Here is a 19,561-nt window from a genome sequence, read left to right as displayed (position 1 = left end):
AATGCAACCATCGGTAGATGTAAGGGCAATGGCCCCAATTTCGCAAGCCGCACCACTCCATGCATTATCAAGCTGGTCATCAGCCGCACACTGGGCCGCTGTACCTGCATCGATGGCAACGCTTGTTCCAAGCAAGGGATAATTAGATTGCCCGGCTGTGGCTGAAGAAGAAAAAACGTCGAGCCCCGCCGTCGTTTCACCAATTTCTCCAACGGCAGCAAAGCCAATGGTATCACAAACAATATTGGTTGCATTCCCTCCCGTTGTAGCCGCACCGTTATAAAACCCATCATTGCCAATTCCGGTAGCTGTGTTGTCACAAAAAATGGAATTAAAGGGATTAATGGTTGTCCCCGCCTCTATATAGACACCTCCCCCATTAGTGCTGGCGGTGTTATCAGCGATCGTTACATTGGTTAATGTGAGAGTCCCAGTACCAAGATAGATGGCCCCACCATTGGAAGCGCTATTTTGTGAAAAAGTGGAGGTAGTCACCGTGGTCGTTCCGTCCGAATAAATGGCCCCGCCATCGATCAAAGTTGCTTCGTTATCGACAAATGCACTGTCAGTAACGATGAGAGTGCCACCAGCGTTGACATAAACGGCAGCTCCAACATCCTCTGTAGAATTGGATAAAAAAGTACTGCCATTAATGGTCACCGTGGTGCCCGAGCCTATCTGGATGGCTCCTCCCCCCCCTGCAAAAGTATTATGGCCCACACAATTTTCAATGATGCTGTCATTAATGACCAAATCTCCGTTCACGACATTAAAAGCTGCAGCCGCCTCAGGGGACCCCACATCAAACCCGTCAATGGTGCAATCATTGATTGTAATGGTAGTTGTACCCGCACCATCATCAATGGTCATAACACGAAAATCTCCAAAAACTCCTCCACCATAATCGATAACAGCCCCATTGCAGTTAATGGTCAAATCATCCGTGCTGGTATATTGAAGTGCATCCGCAAAAAAACCGCTACCATCTGTACTTATTGTATAAGTCGTAGCAGCCGTCAATTCGACGGTATCCGCTCCTGCCGACGCTGCAGCTGCATTGATGGCGCCACGAAGCGTGCAAGTTCCACCTCCTGCCACGCATGTTCCGATGGCATCTGAATCGTCTGTACTATTCACCGTAAATGTGGCCGCATGAGCCCAGCCTTGCCCAAAAGCAAACACAAACACAAATCCCCAAATTAATTTTTTTATGAAATCGGTCATTGTCTCTTCCCTTGTTCTCATCAATTAAATCGCGAATCCAAAGCAAGGTTATGTACTCCCACTTGGAGTGTGCCCGTTGTATCTTCACCCAAATAAACAAACACTTCAGAATAGGTTGGGGCCCCACGCGGTTTTTGGCCATAGAACAAACGGGTCACTTCATCAGTATCAAACTCATAAGCAAAAATAATTCTCTCCGTGGGCGCTTCATCGGGAATCGCATCACACAAAACAAATTCGCCATCCGTGGTCCATGTGCAGTTGGTAATATCGGTCAACCCATCTGCATCACTTGCAATTTCTGTTTGGGTCACCCCGTCACTGTAAAAAAGACTGCGGTTGTCACTGCCATCCAGACACTCGTACACAAAATCGGTTCCATCCGTGGCGGGATTCGCTTGGGGATTACGCATGCGACAGGCTGAAGCAAACAGGGTAATGGGTGAAATGAAAGCATTCGTCCCAATGGTTCCATCGAGATCATAAAGTTGCATTTCATTGGTTCCCGCATTAAATTCTTTGGCCACCAAAATAGCTGTATCCGTTGCCGGGGCCACTTCCAAAACATCCACTTGCCCTTCGGCAGGGGTAATCGCGATTTGAGTTGCTGTTGCGGTGGAAGTATCAATATTTTGCAAAACTAAAGTTCCCGTACCATCATCAATAGCCGTCGCCAAGTAAGCGTCATCGATATAGTTGTCGATGCTATCGCCGTCGGTGTCCCCTAAATCGGTCACGGCACCCGTCGCTAAAAGTGCACTTAAAACATTACCGGACGAATCAAGCCCAAATAAAAAAGTTTCATCATCGGCAAAACCAATTTGAGTCATGCATTCTGAAAGTTCACCCGATGCTGTAAGCCGGTATGGGAACCCCCCCACAATAAGAGTACGCGCCATCAAGAGTTCGCCTGAATTTGTTTGCGTGCAATAGGCCGCATAATTATCTCCCGCCGCCACGGCCACTGTTTGGTTGCCTGTGATGTTTGTGATGAATTGATTGGAATGGGCGGTATCGATCACATCATCGGCTGCATCACAAATGAATGTCACCGGATAACTCCCTGTTCCATTGGCCCCACGCACAATAAATAAAACGGCTGACCCACAGGCATTGCCTTCAATGTCACAGGTGAAACTGCGATCCGAAGCTGATGTGTCGGTGCATAAAATATTTCCATTCACATAACCATCGACTGTCACATTGGCCACTTGGGTTTTTCCCGAAACAATGGTGTGCGTTCCTCCATGCGAAGCCAAAACACCTTGCATTAAAGCCTGATTGATATTTCCATTACCCCCACTGATTTCAAAACTGAATTGAGTGGCATCCACAGGGTCAACCCCCTTGGCAATGGGAACAGGAATATCAATGGGCTCACTGGTTGAAAAATTGGGTGATTCACTTCCCGGAACAATCGATTCTCCACTGGCATTGCTGCCAGAAGAAATGGAGCCACATGACATGGACGACTGCCCACCGCCACCACAGGCAAAAAGGCCAAACAAAAAAAGAAGAAATAAAATGTTTTTAAAAAATCCATTCCTCATACTTGTTCCAACCCCGTGTTGATTTTAACACATCTCTTTTATTAACGAATACAAAGACTTCCCGAATAACCCACTAAATTGCAAGGTTCATGCCAAAAATGATCCGCCGCATCATGTATAACTATTTAATATTACTAATTTATTTTAAAATTTCCGAAGTAGGATTTGAAAAACTCGTCTATGATTGACAAATTCTCATTTTGAAAATGGCAAATTTGGCCCTTTTTACGGAAGAGAATAAAAATAACGATTAAGGACACTTACTTGTAACCCCCCCGTACCATCCATGCTTAAATAACCAATCAAACGTGAATCTTGAGGGTGAGCCACAGCTTGAATTCCGGGTGTAAGAACATAAGGACTTTGGGCGAGCGCATCAAAAATAGCCACCACTTGTTCTGTCATTCCCTGTTTCACAAAAGTGGTATTAAACACAATGGAACCATCCTGGGCATAATTACTTCCGGATAAATCACGATGCCCAAAACTTTCTCCAACAACAACATGGGCTGCCATAAAATCGCTGGTAAACAAATCAACACGTCCTGAGTCACGCACACACTCAAAACTAAACTCATCATGAGTGATGGGTTTTACTTGGGGGTTACGCAATTGATGACAGCTAATATCCGGATCGGTCGTATTCACAACGCCCCTTGAATTTTTCCAATAAGTTTTTCCCTTGTATTGATCCAGATTGGTTCCGCTGAAATCATATTGTTCAACAAAGAAATGCCCGGAATAAGTGTCCATGGCCACTTGGGGATATTCACGAATGCACAAAAGATGATTATTATCCACCCACGTGCATTCAATATCTTCGGATAAACCCGTCATTCCAATCACAATACCATCACTTGATGTGGCCACACTTCCATCACATTGCACCGGCTCAATCAAAACTTCACCATCGGCTGTTTCAGTCGCTGCATAATTTCCATTGGGCGAAAGACTTAAATATCTTCCCAGCAAGGGGGCATCCGAAATGGTCACTGTTTGCCCATCGGCACTACGCACACAACGAATATCACCTCCCTGATTTAAATAAACAGCCACACTTCCACTCGGATGAACCTGGAAATGATCCCCATCTTCAGTAAGATTGGCAAAATTTTCAAAAAAACCACCCGATAAAGAAGGCACATAAGCCAAATGCGGCGTTCCACCGGCATCCAACGCATTAAAGCTTACAAAGCCGGCGTTCATGTTCGGCTTTTTATTTTCGATATCAGTTATATTGGTAATTTGAACGGTGTAAGGATTGTGGCGTGCAAAGGGAAAAACTTGGGCTACGTTAAAAGGAAAAACTTTTTCTTGAACCGTCACAATAACAGGAGCACTACAAGCCCCGTTTTCAAAAACACACAAAGCGACAGGTTCTCCTACGCCGGCTTCCAAACATTGTGAAAAGCCTCCCACATTATCCGCCGTAATCGTGGCCAATAATTGGCTACTGGCACCATAAGCTCTGACACTGGCATGAGCCAAAACGGTGTCGGGTAAGCCTTGAATGCAAATGCCAACATCCACACCGTCCGCATAAGCCACATTCATGAAAAGAGAATTTGTTTTGGGTGAAGGAATATGAAGTTTGGCTTGCCCACCGTGGTCTACATCAGCTGAAACACGAGTTGCATCCACGGGGTCAATGCCCTTGGCGATGGGAACAGGAATATCAATGGGCTCACCCGCCGCCTCAAAAGCTTTGGCATCGTCTTTTTTATTACTCTCTTGGGTGGCTCCATTCCCTCCAAGCCCGCCCAAACCTCCAAATCCGGAGCCACCCCCAGCCCCACCACCACAAGAAACAGAAAAAATAATCAATAAAAGCCCAAAAAACTTAACTATGGAACGCCCTATTCCATTTCCATTATTTGTAACAAATTCAAAACGCATACCTTTCCCTCGCTTTCATTATCCTTTAACTAAGCAAGCTCCATGCCAAGGGAAAGCCATGTAATCATTTGAATAATAATGACTATTTAATTTATTCTCTTATATGAATGTTCTCAAATTGAAAACTTATCACTCTGAATAAATTTGCTGTTATCAAAATGATAGAAATGAATGACCAAAAAACAAAGCCCCTAAAATTTTTTTAGGGGCTTTAGAGGAGGAGAAAATGGAACAACCAAACACCTTTTAAAAATCAGGGCACAGCTCTTGAAAGAGCCGGTTTAAATCATCTTCGGAAGAATAATAAATCACTAGCTTACCTCGCGCTCCCGACGATTTAATTTCAACCTTGGTGGCCAGGGCTTTTCGTAAAGCCTCTTCCAAACCTTTATAGCGGGAATGATTATCTGAAATGCTGGTTTCCACTTCTTTGACTTCCAGCTTTTCTTTTTTCTCAGCCGCTTTTTCTTCGGCTTCTTTAAATTTTTTGGCCCAGTTTTCAATTTCACGGACCGAAAGATCGTTTTTGATCACTTCATCCGCTAATTTTTGCTGGAGTTGGGTATCTTCAACAGCCAAAAGAGCCCGTGCATGCCCCATGGTAATTTTGCCCGCAATGATATACGCACGAACATCTTCCGGTAATTTGAGTAAACGCAAAGTATTGGCAATGCTAGACCGATCTTTACCCACACGCTTGGCCAATTCATCCTGAGTATATTGATATTTACTAATCAGTTCTTTGAAGGCCAAGGCTTCTTCAACGGGATTTAAGTCTTGGCGTTGGATATTTTCAATAAGAGCCAATTCTAAAGTTTCATTGGCATCAACATCTTTAATAATGACAGGAACTTTTTCTAAATGAAGTTGTTTTGCGGCACGGTAACGGCGCTCGCCTGCGATCAGTTCATATTTACCACCCCCTAAAGCTCGCACAATCAAGGGCTGCAAGATGCCTTTTTCTTCGATGGAAGCGGCCAATTCGTCAATGGCCGACTTATCAAACAATTTTCGAGGTTGATTGATATTGGGAACCACATCTCCCAAAGGACATTCCATATAAACCTTACTGACTTCCGACCTAATTCCTATGGGGATAAGAGAACTTAACCCTCTGCCTAAAGCGCGTCTTTCTTCCATCATAATTTTTTCCTCCTCAAAAGTTTGAATGTTTAACTGTTAGAATTAACAAGAACTAGGCCCCCTTTTTGGATAAGCCCGGAACGATAAATAATTTCTTGAGCCAATTTTTGATACATTTCAGCACCTCGTGATTTAGCATCGTAAAGCTGAATGGGTTTCCCGTGCGAAGGGGATTCCGATAATTTCACACTGCGGGGAATCACCGTTTCAAAAGCTTTTTCTTTGAAATAAGAACGCACTTCCTTTTCAACTTGGCGTGAAAGATTGTTACGAGTATCAAACATGGTTAATACAATCCCCCCGATGGTTAAATCAGGATTCAATGATTGCTGGATTAAATCAATGGTATGAACCAGCTCTGAAATTCCTTCCAAAGCATAATATTCACATTGAACTGGAATAATCACTGAATCAGCTGCTGTGAGCGCATTCACTGTCAACAGGTTAAGAGAGGGAGGGCTATCAATAAGAATAACGTCAAATTCGTCTTGAATGTCCTTAATAGCATTTTTGAGCTTTGTTTCACGGGCAAAGGCAGCCACTAATTCAAGCTCGGCGCCAATCAAATCACGGTTGGAAGGAGCTATGAAAAGATTTTCTATATCCGTTTTACGGATAATGCTTTTCATGCTGACCTCACCAATCAAGGCATGATAAATACTCTTTTCAACTCGATATTTATTCACTCCCAAACCACTTCCTGCGTTTCCTTGAGGGTCCATATCGATAATCAGGACCTTTTTGCCAAAACTGGCGAGAGCCGTACCAATATTAACCGTCGAGGTTGTTTTACCAACCCCTCCTTTTTGATTACAAAGAACTATTGTTTTCACGTGAAACCTCCTTTATGTCGGATAATGTAGGGCGATTTTCTTTATATTTGAGATAAGAAGCAAGATAAAAATGTACATTTTTATGTGCATTTTGAAAAGATACCTTAAAATATATAATCATATTGTGTACTTAACTAATTTCACGTGAAACAGATTTTTTCAAAAAAATGAGTTGGCGTTCGTAGTTTTTTGGCTTGATTGTATAAGAAATAATTGGATCAGCCGCTAGGCCAGACAATTCAAGTGTTTGCGGGTGGTCTATTTTTTGATTTTTCCCTGCCATGAATAAAAGATGTCCATCATTATGTACATATTTGATACAAGTATTTGAAAATTCATCTATTTTCCATGTGGCACGACACACAATAAGATCATATTTTCCTAATGGAGTGTTCTTTTGGTCTTTTTTAGCCTCAAGACGGGCATGAATAACACTATGTTGAGGCATTTGAAGTTGAGTAAGGACATACCGAATAAAATTGGTTCTTTTTCTATCGGCATCCAAGAAGGTAATTTTGAAAGGATTAAAAAGAGCAAAAGCAAGCCCAATAAATCCAGCTCCACAAGCTACATCAAGAACCGTTTTCACCTCTTTAAGATGGGTTCTGGTCTCAGAAGCGGCATAAAGGCCATCCATAATATCTTTATCGATAATATCTTCAAAATTTCGGTGCCCCGTCACATTGAAAGTCTCTCTCCACTCTTCAAGCAGACCCAAAAAAACCAAAATCTTTTCTTTTTGTTCACTTGGGAGATCGATTTTATTTTGAGTCAATCGATCATTGAGTAAATGAATGATTTGAGAGGGCATACACTCTTCTATCATGGTCAAAAAAGGACCCAAAGAATAAATTAGGATTCTGATAAAAAATGTAAGGGCGATCAATCGCCCCTCGAAAACGTCTCCCGTAGGGGCGCTGCTTGCCGCGCCCTCTCATAGACACGTTCAATTAAGGGACACAGCAAGCAGCGCCCCTACAGTATATATGTCGTATAATATTCCTAATTGTTTTGATGAATGTCGTATAATGGTTTCACGTGAAACTAGATAAATTGGCAACTTATCCCGGAAAACACTTTCATCGGGATATTATGGCCTTCCGCCCGAAGTTAAAAAATATTTACATCAAGAATATTTTTAAATGAAAGATTGATCCTGCGACTTAAACTCGGCCCCTTGGGGCCGAAATAAAAAAACGGATCAACCCTGAGCGATCCGCCGCAGGCGGAGAGTCGAAGGGTCGCTCAGGATGAAACTCGGGGGCTTGCCCCCAAGTTGTTCATCGACAATTATGTACATTTTAATGTACATCTTTTTGTACGCTAAATTTCTTTACGTAGATGGTGATGATATCAATCGCCGCGGGAGTAATTCCAGGAATACGAGAAGCTTGTCCTAAATTAATAGGGCGCACCTTTGTTAACTTTTCAACAACTTCTTTTGAAAGGCCACTCACTCCCTCATAAATAAAATTTTGGGGAATTAAAAAACGTTCCAACTGTGTTTTTCCATTTCCATAAAACTCTTTTTTCTTAATGTAGCCCTCATAGCGGAGATCGGTTACCAAAGTATCCACCCCTTCTTTAAAAAGATTTTCTAATTGAGATTGATAAGGCAAGTTCAAAAGCAACAATAGATGAAAGGGAAGATTGGGGCGTTTTAAAAATTCAGAAACAGAAACCGCATTTTTTAAAGGAGCTTGGCCCAATTCGAGAAGTTTATTATTTGTTTCTTCCGTGGGGAAAATTCTTGATTGATCCAAAAACTTAAAAGCCTCATCCTGATTTTTCTTTTTCAACAAAAATTGTTCATAGTCATCTTTGGCCAAAAGACCCGCTGCATACCCATAACGACTCAAACGGAAATCCGCATTGTCTTCCCGCAATAAAAGTCGGTATTCCGCACGCGAAGTAAAGAGGCGATAGGGTTCTCCCCCCACTCCCTTGGTCACAAGATCATCTGTAAGTACACCCATATAAGCTTCCGATCTTGAAAAAATGAGGGGTTCCTTTTCCTTTAAAAGAAGGCTTGCGTTCATCCCCGCCAGCAAACCTTGGGCGGCGGCTTCTTCATAACCCGTAGTCCCATTAATTTGACCCGCAAAAAACAGACCCGCAATCGCTTTGGTTTCTAATGAATGCTTGATTTGTGTGGGAGGAACATAATCATATTCCACTGCATAGCCTGGACGAATCATTTCAACATTTTCCAAACCGGGAATGGTTCTTAAAAAGGAAACTTGAACATCATGGGGGAGTGAAGTTGAAAGTCCGTTGGGATAAATTTCACGCGTATCAAGACTTACGGGTTCCAAAAAAATCTGATGACGTTCTTTGTCGGCAAAACGATGGATTTTATCTTCAATGGAAGGACAGTACCGCGGCCCCACACCTTCGATCACCCCTGTATACATGGGGGAACGATCCAGATTTTGCCTAATAATGTCATGTGTTTGTAAATTGGTATAGGTAATGTGGCAACAAACCTGACGTAAATGATTTTCAATTTTGGAAAAAGAAAAACGCGGTCTGGGCTCATCGCCCCATTGTTCGGGTAATTGAGAATAATCAATGGAACGAGAATCCAAACGAGGAACTGTCCCGGTTTTTAAACGCCCCAAAGTAAAACCCAAATCCTTTAAAGACTGGGACAATGAATATGAGGCAAAGTCAGGAATTCGGCCTCCAGCCTGGCTTTTAAGCCCAATATGACACAGGCCGCGCAAAAAAGTTCCGGTCGTAATGATAACGGTGCGGGCTTTAAAAATTTCACCACTTTCTGTTTCAAGCCCTGCCACACGCCCACCTTCTTCCAAAATGCGTCCGGCAATGGCTTGCTTGATTTCTAAAAATCTTAGCTGCTCAAGGGCGTTGCGCACAGCTCGAGCATAGGCAAACATGTCGCTTTGGCAGCGTGTTCCTTGAACTGCGGGACCTTTTTTGGTGTTTAGTTTTCGAAATTGGATTCCGGTCGCATCGGCCATTTTTCCCATAAGCCCACCCAAGGCATCAATTTCGCGAACAAGATGCCCCTTCCCAAGCCCACCAATAGCCGGGTTACAGCTCATGTGGGCAATCCGATCCACATTGCCCGTAAGCATAAGAGTTGCATGCCCCATACGGGCGCATGCATGGGCCGCCTCACAACCAGCATGCCCCGCCCCCACCACAATGACATCATAGACTTTGGACATAGAGCGTGGCCTCTACAAAATACTCACGCAATTGTAAAGGCCCCTTCAAAATTCATTGACACCCGGGTGTAAAAATAACACAAGGGATAGAAAACAAACTTGAATAATTTAACAGTCCCTGCTAAAAACCTAAAAGTTTGATGACATAAAAGGAGGTTCATTATGTTTGGAGAAAAAGGTGAAGCATTAAAACTTGCCGATAATCAGACCGTAAGTACCATTCTCGACAAAGAATGCACTTTTGAAGGAAAAATGACCTTTGAAGGCACTGTCATTATTAATGGCAAATTCATGGGAGAAATTTTTTCTGACGGGAATCTTTACATCGGTGAAGGCGGTTACGTTGAAGGAAAAATTGAAATTGGTTCCATCCAAATTCAAGGGGAGGTTCACGGGAACATCATCGCAAAAAATAAAATCGAAATCAATGCGCCTGCGGTCGTTCAAGGTGACATTGCTGCTCCGTCCCTTATCATTAAAGAAGGTGCGGTGTTTGAAGGAAACTGTTCCATGGGACGTAAAGATGGTGCCAACGTGGTTGGTCTTCATTCCAATTAATTTTGTAGGGGTGGTTTGCAAACCGCCCTTACAGTAAAGTTCCCCCCAGTAAATATTCAACATTACCTTGGGCCCCTTTAAGGGGTGAAGGAATGATTTCGTCTATTTTAAAACCCAGCTTTTCACAAAGATGTTTTATTTTTAAAACAGCTTCTGATCGTTTTTCTTCGGAAGTCACAACGCCCCCCTTGCCCACATTTTTGGGGCCAACTTCGAATTGAGGTTTGATGAGAGCAATCAAATATTTTTCCGAATGTGTCCCCGTCCTTCGACTCCGCTCAGGGACCGGTGGCTGAGCGGAGTCGAAGCCAATGGGGCCTGTAGTAAGCAAAGTCGAATTATCAAAAGCCTGAGCATTGACTTTTTTTTGAAACAACTCCGCCACTTTAGGTAGAATCAATTCCAATGAAATGAATGAGACATCCACCGTGACAACATCGATAGGATTCGTTAAATCCTTAAAATCATAATTCCGAAAATTTATTTTTTCCAAAACAACAACGCGTGGGTCGTTACGCAAACGAGAATCCAGCTGGCCATACCCCACATCCAACGCATACACTTTTTTGGCTCCCGCTTGTAATAGACAATCTGTAAACCCGCCCGTTGAGGCCCCCACATCCAGACAAATTTTTTCTGCAATGGGATATTTAAAATAATCCAGCGCCGCTTTTAGTTTGACACCTCCCCGGCCCACATAGGGGTGATCTTTTTGTTTGACGTGGATGGGTGCACTGGGTTCAAAAGTCTGGGAGGATTTTTCAATTTTTTGTGTACCGCAAAAAACAACACCGGCCATCACCAATGCCTGTGCCTTAGCTCTTGTAGGGGCAAGTTCCCTTTCAACCAATAGTTGATCGATACGAATTTTTTTCATGAAACATTTTTAAGCTTGCCCAAAAGCCTTCGTCAATCTAATGTTTAAAAAACAATGAACCATTTTTTCGTCATTGGTTTGGGCGGCGGGCTTGGATCTGTAGCTCGCTGGCTTATTTCAAAATTTCTTAACCCCTTTGTCACCCATGGGTTTCCGTGGGGAACTTTCTTGATCAATCTTGTCGGGTGTTTCCTTATTGGGATTCTTGGGGGAATTCTTACAAGAGAGGGTTCTTCTGAATCAACCAAACTTTTTTGGATAACGGGATTTTTAGGAGGATTCACCACTTTTTCAACTTTTAGTCTGGAAAGCTTGACGCTGTTGATGAGTGGGGAAAGCTTGTTGGGTTTGGCCTACATCGGCGCTACTCTTGCAGGGACTCTCACTGCGGCTTGGGCGGGAATTTGGATGACACGATACATTCTGTAGTTTTTATTTCACTTCAACAATCAAATCAACTTCAACACACGAACCCAGGGGCAACTCAATGCAGCCAATAGTTGTGCGGGCATGGGCCCCCTCTTCTTCCCCAAAAATTTGGGTCAGCAATTCAGAACCCGCATTCATCACCTTGGCTTGATCATTAAAACCAATGGCCGAACAGACATACCCTGTAAGCTTCACGACTTTTTTAACCTTGTTTAAATCCCCCACCACCCATTGCACGGCTGACAAGGCATTAATCACTGCAATTTTTGCTGCGCGCTGCCCATTTTCTACCGTAACGTCCTTCCCTACCCTACCCTTAAAATTAAGCCGCCCATCGGTTAAAGGAAGCTGGCCTGAAGTAAAAACCAGATGCCCTGTTCGAATAGCCGGCACATAGGTCCCTACAGGTTTAGCTAATTGAGGAATGGTGATTTTTAAAAGTTTAAGATTGTCTTCAATTTTCATGCGGATTGTTTTTGAATTTCTCTTTGTACGGTGCTTACAAATTTAACAGCTTTCAAAAAAAGGACAAGCGGAATCCCCGATGTTTCATGGTAAATTTGTTCATCCTGTTTTTTGACCAGGAACGGTTTCAAATCTTTGTCGATCAGCCCTTCTTTAATCGTTTCAACATACAAATCATTTTCACGAAGCCGACGCAGGTAATCCTGAAGCTGATAACGCGCCCTGGTCTGTTGGGCCGGATTTTGGTTATACAATAAAATTTCCAGGAATGGATGAATCACAGAAAGCATCATGCGTCCGTTATGAGCCAGCATGGGGCTTAAAAATTCAAGAACGGCCAAGGCATCTTCCTTATATAAGGAGGCCAAAGATACAATGAGAACATCGGCAAAACCCGTTTTTAACGGAGCAAGTTTGAGCTCACTCCGAATGTAATAAATATTTTTTTCATTGGCTAAAATAAGGGCCCCATCTTCAAAGAGCACATAAACAGCTTTTGGATTTTTCTGGCTGATTTTGTGAAGCAAATGCTGATTGGCCGCATTCAGATAAAAAAGGACTTTTTTCCCTTCCAATTCAGGAAGATTTTTTTCCCATTCTTTTTCCTCGGAAAAAGTAAGGGTTTCAACCAAATCTTTTTCAGACAGGTTGTTTAAGCCATTAAAAGATTTGAAAGAAGGGGAGAGGGTCTTTTTTCTTTTTATAAACCAGTTTTTCATGACAATTTTTTAAGCAGGTCCCCCACAGAAGGCGGGGACTGTTCGTCGGATAAGGGTTCACCTTCCAATTCTTTAAGCAAATCCTGGATAGAAGGAATATCGGCCGATGATTTTGATTTGGTTGCCGCGGACTCAGCTTGGGTTGTTTTTTCAGGTTTTATCAAACCTGCGGGTTCCACCTTGATCCGGCTATAAGATGATTCAAATGAAGTTTGTGGATCAAAATAAGAAGAGGCTGATTTTGACTTGGCAGCCTGATGGGCAGGGGCTGATTCATACAATTTTCGGAAACGAGCATAATAATCTTGCCGAGATTGTTCTTCAGGGCTTAAGGGTGCGGATTCTTTGGGGGGCAGGGGAACGGCCTCTTCTTTAACAGAAGAGGGTAAAGCGACAGAAGCTTCCGGCATAGTTTCCAAAGGAATTTCTGAAAAATAATCCGGTGAAGATTCCGGAAAAATATCCAAGGAGGGTAGGGGGTCTGCCAAAATGTCTTCTTGGGGGGGGGCCATAGAGGTATCAGCCACAGAACTAGAAAGTGGCATATTTTTGCTTATCCATTCCTCTTGGAGCTTGGAAACAACCGTTTTTTTAAGATCTTGTTCACGTCCTTCAAGCAGGCCCTGAAGAATGGATTTATCAAAAGGTTTGGAATCCGTACGAGAGACTTCTTGCTGCTGCCATTGATGAAAAAGATCGTAATTAACAATAACCCGGATGGGTTTATTATTTTTAGTCAAAACATAGCTGCACTCTTTATCTTGCGTGATTGCCGCAATTTGAGCCCGAGCTTCAGTAATATTGATAAATTTAATTTTACCCAGTTTTGGGTCGTCTATTTCAAACATAGGAATGTCCAAAATTACGTACATTTTATTGAAATGAGCCTTCGAGTCAACATTCTTTTTACGTACATAAATATGTACATAAATAAATATATAATTTTAAAGTGTTTTTAATGATTGAGGGAATGAAAATAAATTGGAATTTTTTGACAAAAAACTGTTTTAGTAAAATGTACATGTTTATAAAAGGATGGGGGACGGATATTATGTCGTATAACATTAAAATTTGGCTTACCATCGCTCTTTTAAAAGACTCTTTTTTGAAAAGCGTTTTTGAACTACTCGACAGCAAGCTCCCGAATAGTTCAACTTTTGGTCGCCCTTACAAAATCTTCTTCAAATAATGCCCTGTAAATGAATTTTTATTTTTGGCAATTTCTTCAGGTGTTCCCACGGCAACAATATTTCCACCTCGATCCCCACCTTCAGGACCCAAATCAATTAAATAATCGCATGATTTGATGACATCCAGATTGTGCTCAATGACAATAACGGTGTTTCCTGCATCCACCAATTTATTCAAAACATGAAGAAGCTTTAAAATGTCCTCAAAATGAAGCCCTGTGGTGGGTTCATCCAAAATATAAAGGGTGCGGCCAGTGGCACGCTTGGAAAGTTCTTTGGCCAGTTTGATTCTTTGCGCTTCACCCCCTGAAAGGGTGGTGGCTGATTGTCCCAGTTCGATGTAATCAAGCCCCACTTCAATCAAGGTGGCCAATTTATCATGGACGGACGGGATGTTTTTTAAAAAATCGGACCCTTGTTCCACCGTCATGCTCAAAATTTCTGAAATATTTTTTCCTTTATACTGAATTTCCAAAGTCTCCCGATTATAACGCCGGCCGTGACATTGATCGCACTGCACATAAACATCGGGCAAAAAATGCATTTCAATACGGATAACACCATCCCCTTCGCAGGCTTCGCAACGCCCCCCTTTGACATTAAAAGAATAACGTCCCGGCCTGTAGCCACGGGCCTTTGACTCAGGGAGTTCCGCAAATAAATCACGGAGAGGAGAGAACAAACCTGTATAGGTTGCCGGGTTGGAGCGTGGCGTGCGGCCAATGGGAGATTGATCAATGTTAACCACTTTATCAATGTGGTCTAATCCTTCAATTCCCGAGTAGGGGCCACAGATCATGCGCGAATGATACAAATGCTGACAAAGGGCAGGGTAGAGGGTGTCATTAATCAAAGATGATTTGCCGGAACCCGACACTCCTGTAATTCCCACAAGCATTCCCAAAGGAATGGGGACATCAACATTCTTTAAATTATGACAACGGGCTTCTTTAAGAATAATTTTTTTGGAACCAAAGGTACGGCGCTTGGAAGGAATGGGAATTTCTTTTTTTCCGGAAAGATATTGGCCCGTTAATGAATTCTTGTTTTTTTCAATGGCCTGGGGGGAGCCTTGAGCCACAATATGCCCTCCATGACTCCCAGCCCCCGGCCCCATATCAATGACATGATCAGCCTGGCAAATGGTGTCTTCATCATGTTCCACGACCAAAACCGTATTTCCAAGATCACGTAATTTTTTAAGTGTGGCAATCAGGCGGTCATTGTCACGTTGATGCAATCCTATGCTTGGTTCATCAAGCACATACATGACCCCCATAAGAGAGGAACCAATTTGACTGGCCAAGCGTATGCGCTGGGCCTCCCCTCCGGAAAGAGTAGAGGAGGCGCGATCCAAAGTAAGATAATCCAGTCCCACATCCACCAAAAAACCGAGGCGCTCTTCCAATTCTTTCAAGATACGCTTGGCAATCACCATTTCGGTTTTGGTCCACGAAATTTCTTTAAACCATGATTTCAAATTGAGTGTGGATTGTGCCGTCAGTTCGTGGATGTTTTTATTTCCAATGCGAATGCTCAGGGATTCTTTTTTCAGGCGGCTTCCATCACAAGCGGGGCAGGGTTGGATATTCATGAATTTTTCCAACTCTTCGCGAAACCAGTCTCCCGTTGCCTCCTGATATTTGCGCGAAAGGCTTGCAATAACCCCTTCAAAAGGGGCCTTGTAATAATGCCGCCCTTCGCCTTTTTCGATGGAAAACTGGATTTCCTCCTCGCCGGAACCGAACATGAGAACATCACGGATTTTTTTGGGGAGATCTTTAAAGGAGGTGAGAATATTAAAAGAATAATGTTTGGCCAGCGATATAAAAACCTGAGTGTAATAAACAGCGGACTTGCCCGCCCATGGGGCAATGGCCCCTTCTCGAAGGGACAGATTGGGATTGGGGACCACCAGTTCCGGATCAAAAAACATTTTATGCCCCAAACCATCGCAGGTAGGGCAGGCCCCTTGGGGGCTATTAAAAGAAAAAAGCTGGGGCTCAATTTCCGGATAGCTAATACCGCAATCCACACAGGCATTGCGTGTTGAAAACAAAAAATGGGTTTTGTCGGAAAGTACTTCCACCTTGACCAGCCCGCCTGAAAACTTGACCGCCGTTTCAAAAGAATCGGCCAGACGCTGTTCCAATCCTTTTTTTAGGACCAACCGATCAACAAACAATTCAATGGTGTGCTTCTTTTTTTTGTCGAGGATGGGAGTGGCATCCAATTCGTAATCAACATCGTCGATACGCACACGTGAAAACCCCTGTTTTTTAAGATCGTTTAATTCCCTGTGATATTCCCCTTTTCGGGCCCGCACGATGGGGGCAAGCAGAAAAAGTTTTGTCCCCTCAGGCAACTCCATAACCCGGTCAACCATTTGTGTAATTGTTTGGGCGGTAATGGGTTTGCCGCATTCATGGCAATAGACTTTTCCTATCCGGGCAAAAAGCAGCCGGAGATAATCATAAATTTCGGTGACAGTCCCCACGGTGGATCGCGGGTTATGGCTGGCGGCCTTTTGCTCAATGGAAATGGCAGGGGAGAGGCCTTCAATAAAATCCACATCGGGCTTTCCCATTTGTTCAAGAAACTGGCGGGCATAGGCCGAAAGTGATTCGACATACCTTCGCTGACCTTCGGCATAAATGGTGTCAAAAGCCAGGGATGATTTGCCCGAGCCGGAAAGGCCGGTAATCACCACCAGTTGATTGCGCGGGATTTTGACATCGATATTTTTTAAATTATGCTGCCGCGCCCCTTTGACAAAGATGTATTTGGGTTCCATAAGAATGAAGTCTTATGAAAAAGCAGCAAAAAGCGCAACTGGGGTTTGTATGTTAGTTCAGACTAGGGAAAAAATTAAGCCGCCCGGGATCAGCCCCTGTGCAACGGCCATTTTCACATCTTTGTCCAAGAGCACATTGTTGAGATCCCAAACATATTTTTCGCTGATCCGGGTCATATTCGGCCGGTAAACACATTCCATTCAAGCAATGCTGTCCTTGGGGGCAATGCCAACTGTTCTTGCACAATAAATCTTCAGCCAGGGTTTGATCACAAGCGTCTCCGATAAAATCGCCATCTTTGTCTGCTTGGCTGGGATTGGTGATATCCGGACAATTGTCCTGATCATCAGGGAATCCATCGCCATCGGTATCGTTTTCGGTGCCATCATCTACAGGCACCATCACAATCGAGGCCAAATATTGGCAATCATTTTGTGATCTGAGGGCCTCATCGCACTTGGAACTATAATGATTTTCAAAACCGACACAGCCGACATAAGTGGCAGCATCATCAACCGCATTAGCATTGAACAAGGCCCTATCCTGGGAAAAATCCTCTGTTTGACAATCATTGGCGACCTGGCCATTATTGACATCGGCACGTAGTACTTCATGGATGGTTGCCGAACAACCATTACCCACTTGAGTGGTAAAGCGGGTATCCACGACAATGCTTTTTTCAGATACCTTGCAAGCAAGTTCCCGGCCTCTTACCTCTTTTAAATCAAAAACGGCTTTGTCAGGTGTATCAAAACTGATCACCGTGCAAGTATTACCTTCCACCGTTAACGTAATCACCTGGCTTTTTTCACGCTGGTCCCGATCAACAGCCGTACAATTTTCACGATCACTGACCTGATCAAAAACACCAAAAAGGGTGTAACGACCATCGGCTATTCGGGAAGGCCCGCTTCCCTTTAAAGCACTAGCACTGGGCATGATGCTCTTTGAAGCACCGCCACCCGATGATCCACCACCACCACAGGCCGAAAGGAGAGCTATGGAGAGAAAAATGGTGGGTCGTATTAAGAATTCATATTTCAATTTTGGCTTCATAATCAGCATTGCTGTTATTACACATAAAAAGTAATAACCTTTATCAAGAAATTTTAACATCTGTCGTCATTGAAAATGGGCCGTCACAATATGTGATTCTTCAATATGTTGCCCGCCTTCATCGCGACCTGTTCTCACGATCCATGCCGCTATGGCTTGATTTCCAAGGCCAAGGCCCAATTCAAAATCTTCAATGGAAAACATTCCTGATAAGCCAAGATCAATAGTGACAGGTTGGCCCTGAGGTTGATAATCGGGTCCCAGGATCAAACTTTGCGCACTCGCTTCGAATCCATCCCCACGAGCCAATTGTTCCCAAAGAACAATTTTATTCTCGGCTGCATCAAGAAGAATATGGGGATCATTGAATCCGACTTCGGTGGCTGGATGAACTAAAGAAAGACTTGACCAAACTTCTTCTCCAAAACTGGCGGCCCCTACATCATAAGTCGAATTATTACCGGCAGCCACTCGCTGATCGTATAAAATATATGGAATTCCTCGACTATCCACAATGGCTGCGCCAGGAGCGGTATCTTGTGGATGAGACTCAACAATGATGGCTTCGCCTAGTAGCCCCTGATCAAGCTTATATCTAACAGCCACTATATCCCTATTTACTCCTGGATTACGAGGGTCCGGCCCCGGCTTGTTTTCATTCCAATAAATCACTGCATCCCCAGAAGAATTCATTGCCAAATAAGGAGGATAGGGAGGTCTTTCCGTTTCAATAACCCCATTATTTCCACGTAAAGCCTGACCTGCATTGATTTGTCTATATTCGATAATTGTTTGGTGGTTAGGTCTAAAATGTTCCCATACAACTAGACCTCTTCCTTGTGAATCAATGGCTACCTTGGCCAAGCAAGAAAAAGTAGAAGGCACATTTATCACCAGATTTTCTTCCGGGGTCCACCGTTGTCCATCTATTGAACTTCTAACACGAAGGTTACATTGTTGAGCATCTGCTTCATTCCAGGTTACTATCATGTGACCCGTCTTGTTTGAAGTAAGTCGAATTCCTTTATATTTACTATCCCTGTTAGTAAAAGGTTGTGACGGTTCCCAATTTTTAGTAACTGGATCAAAATGCGTAATAACAATACGCCCAGGTAAATTTAACTCGCGCTCCCCATCAGCATCGCGCTGAAACACCGTCTCCAGCCATAAAGCTGTAGCCTTTCCCTGTTCATTCAGAACAACACGAGGAGATGAGGCATGCTTTGGATTGTTAGCCACAATACGGCTTGCTTGGCTCCAACCTTCTCCAGCAGAATAAAAACTATACCAGATTTCTCCTTTAGGAATATTAGCTTCGATTTGCTGCCACAAAACTATGGCTTGTCCCGAAGTGTTAGATGAGAAAGATAAACTATATTGCCGTCCTGAGGTGGTTTTGAGTGTTTCTCCATTACTCCATACTCGCTCATCACATACATCTCCCACACCATCATCATCCGTATCTTCCTGACCGGCATTTGCTATATTAGGACAATTATCCTCAGCATCCGTAATTCTATCTGCATCCGTATCGTCCTCCACAATAGCATGATCCCCCGGCACCATCACAACCGAGGCTAAGTATTGACAACCACTTTGTGATCTTATTTCATCGCTGCACTTTGAACTATA

Annotated in this window: 15 protein-coding genes and 3 pseudogenes (2 of these 18 running past the window's edge); 3 read left to right on the top strand and 15 right to left on the bottom strand. The window is 43.4% G+C overall.

The annotated features are described in order from the left end of the window. Positions 1-11, bottom strand: a pseudogene (locus A2048_03695) (hypothetical protein); it reaches 1,237 nt to the left of the window's first position. Next, a pseudogene (locus A2048_03690) lies at positions 1-1,224 on the bottom strand (hypothetical protein) (it extends 39 nt beyond the left edge of the window). The pseudogenes A2048_03695 and A2048_03690 overlap by 50 nt, the downstream one beginning before the upstream one ends. Positions 1,225-1,244: 20 nt before the next feature. Further along, positions 1,245-2,774, bottom strand: a complete 1,530-nt coding sequence (locus A2048_03685; GenBank protein ID OGP08717.1) for a hypothetical protein — start codon at positions 2,772-2,774, stop codon at positions 1,245-1,247. A gap of 225 nt (positions 2,775-2,999) precedes the next feature. After that, complete coding sequence (locus A2048_03680) at positions 3,000-4,670, bottom strand: hypothetical protein (protein OGP08716.1); 1,671 nt, start codon at positions 4,668-4,670, stop codon at positions 3,000-3,002. A gap of 246 nt (positions 4,671-4,916) precedes the next feature. After that, positions 4,917-5,810 carry a hypothetical protein gene (locus A2048_03675; protein OGP08719.1) on the bottom strand — a complete coding sequence of 298 codons (894 nt, stop codon included), beginning with the start codon at positions 5,808-5,810 and terminating at the stop codon, positions 4,917-4,919. Positions 5,811-5,842: 32 nt separating this feature from the next. Further along, the gene (locus tag A2048_03670; GenBank protein ID OGP08715.1) at positions 5,843-6,646 is read right to left on the bottom strand and encodes a sporulation initiation inhibitor Soj; all 804 of its coding nucleotides are present in this window, start codon (positions 6,644-6,646) and stop codon (positions 5,843-5,845) included. Between the two features lie 130 nt (positions 6,647-6,776). Then, complete coding sequence (locus A2048_03665) at positions 6,777-7,457, bottom strand: hypothetical protein (protein OGP08714.1); 681 nt, start codon at positions 7,455-7,457, stop codon at positions 6,777-6,779. Positions 7,458-7,947: 490 nt separating this feature from the next. After that, on the bottom strand, positions 7,948-9,840 hold the full coding sequence (locus A2048_03660; GenBank protein ID OGP08713.1) for a tRNA uridine-5-carboxymethylaminomethyl(34) synthesis enzyme MnmG: 1,893 nt from the start codon (positions 9,838-9,840) through the stop codon (positions 7,948-7,950). A gap of 162 nt (positions 9,841-10,002) precedes the next feature. Between A2048_03660 and A2048_03655 the strand changes: the two genes are divergently transcribed. After that, complete coding sequence (locus tag A2048_03655) at positions 10,003-10,398, top strand: hypothetical protein (GenBank protein OGP08712.1); 396 nt, start codon at positions 10,003-10,005, stop codon at positions 10,396-10,398. Positions 10,399-10,426: 28 nt separating this feature from the next. Here the strand turns inward: A2048_03655 and A2048_03650 are convergent, their stop codons facing one another. After that, positions 10,427-11,275, bottom strand: a complete 849-nt coding sequence (locus A2048_03650) for a hypothetical protein (protein OGP08711.1) — start codon at positions 11,273-11,275, stop codon at positions 10,427-10,429. 54 nt (positions 11,276-11,329) lie between these two features. Here A2048_03650 and A2048_03645 point away from each other — a divergent pair, with 54 nt between their 5' ends. Next, a complete protein-coding gene (locus A2048_03645; protein OGP08710.1) occupies positions 11,330-11,704 on the top strand; it encodes a hypothetical protein in 375 nt (124 codons plus the stop codon). A gap of 3 nt (positions 11,705-11,707) precedes the next feature. Here A2048_03645 and A2048_03640 read toward each other — a convergent pair whose 3' ends face one another. The 3 genes from A2048_03640 to A2048_03630 are packed head-to-tail and all read right to left on the bottom strand — an operon-like array spanning position 11,708 to position 13,760. Continuing rightward, positions 11,708-12,169: a hypothetical protein gene (locus tag A2048_03640; GenBank protein ID OGP08709.1), complete on the bottom strand. Its 462-nt coding sequence runs from the start codon at positions 12,167-12,169 to the stop codon at positions 11,708-11,710. After that, positions 12,166-12,888, bottom strand: coding sequence for a hypothetical protein (locus A2048_03635; protein OGP08708.1), 723 nt, complete (start codon positions 12,886-12,888; stop codon positions 12,166-12,168). The genes A2048_03640 and A2048_03635 overlap by 4 nt, the downstream gene beginning before the upstream one ends. Next, a complete protein-coding gene (locus A2048_03630) occupies positions 12,885-13,760 on the bottom strand; it encodes a hypothetical protein (GenBank protein OGP08707.1) in 876 nt (291 codons plus the stop codon). Before A2048_03630 ends, A2048_03635 begins: the two co-directional genes overlap by 4 nt. An 86-nt stretch (positions 13,761-13,846) precedes the next feature. Here A2048_03630 and A2048_03625 point away from each other — a divergent pair, with 86 nt between their 5' ends. Further along, positions 13,847-14,077 (top strand): hypothetical protein, encoded by a 231-nt coding sequence (locus A2048_03625; protein OGP08706.1) that lies wholly within the window; start codon positions 13,847-13,849, stop codon positions 14,075-14,077. Here the strand turns inward: A2048_03625 and A2048_03620 are convergent. From A2048_03620 to A2048_03610, 3 genes and pseudogenes are all read right to left on the bottom strand, one after another. Further along, a complete protein-coding gene (locus A2048_03620) occupies positions 14,056-16,872 on the bottom strand; it encodes an excinuclease ABC subunit A (GenBank protein OGP08705.1) in 2,817 nt (938 codons plus the stop codon). The genes A2048_03625 and A2048_03620 overlap by 22 nt on opposite strands. Positions 16,873-16,924: 52 nt before the next feature. After that, complete coding sequence (locus A2048_03615) at positions 16,925-17,938, bottom strand: hypothetical protein (protein ID OGP08704.1); 1,014 nt, start codon at positions 17,936-17,938, stop codon at positions 16,925-16,927. Between the two features lie 57 nt (positions 17,939-17,995). Continuing rightward, positions 17,996-19,561, bottom strand: a pseudogene (locus tag A2048_03610) (hypothetical protein).

Source organism: Deltaproteobacteria bacterium GWA2_45_12 (assembly GCA_001797365.1).
GTDB lineage: Bacteria > UBA10199 > UBA10199 > UBA10199 > UBA10199 > UBA10199.
The sequence above is the reverse complement of the archived record's forward strand: the minus strand, read 5'-3'. Positions and strand labels throughout refer to the sequence as shown.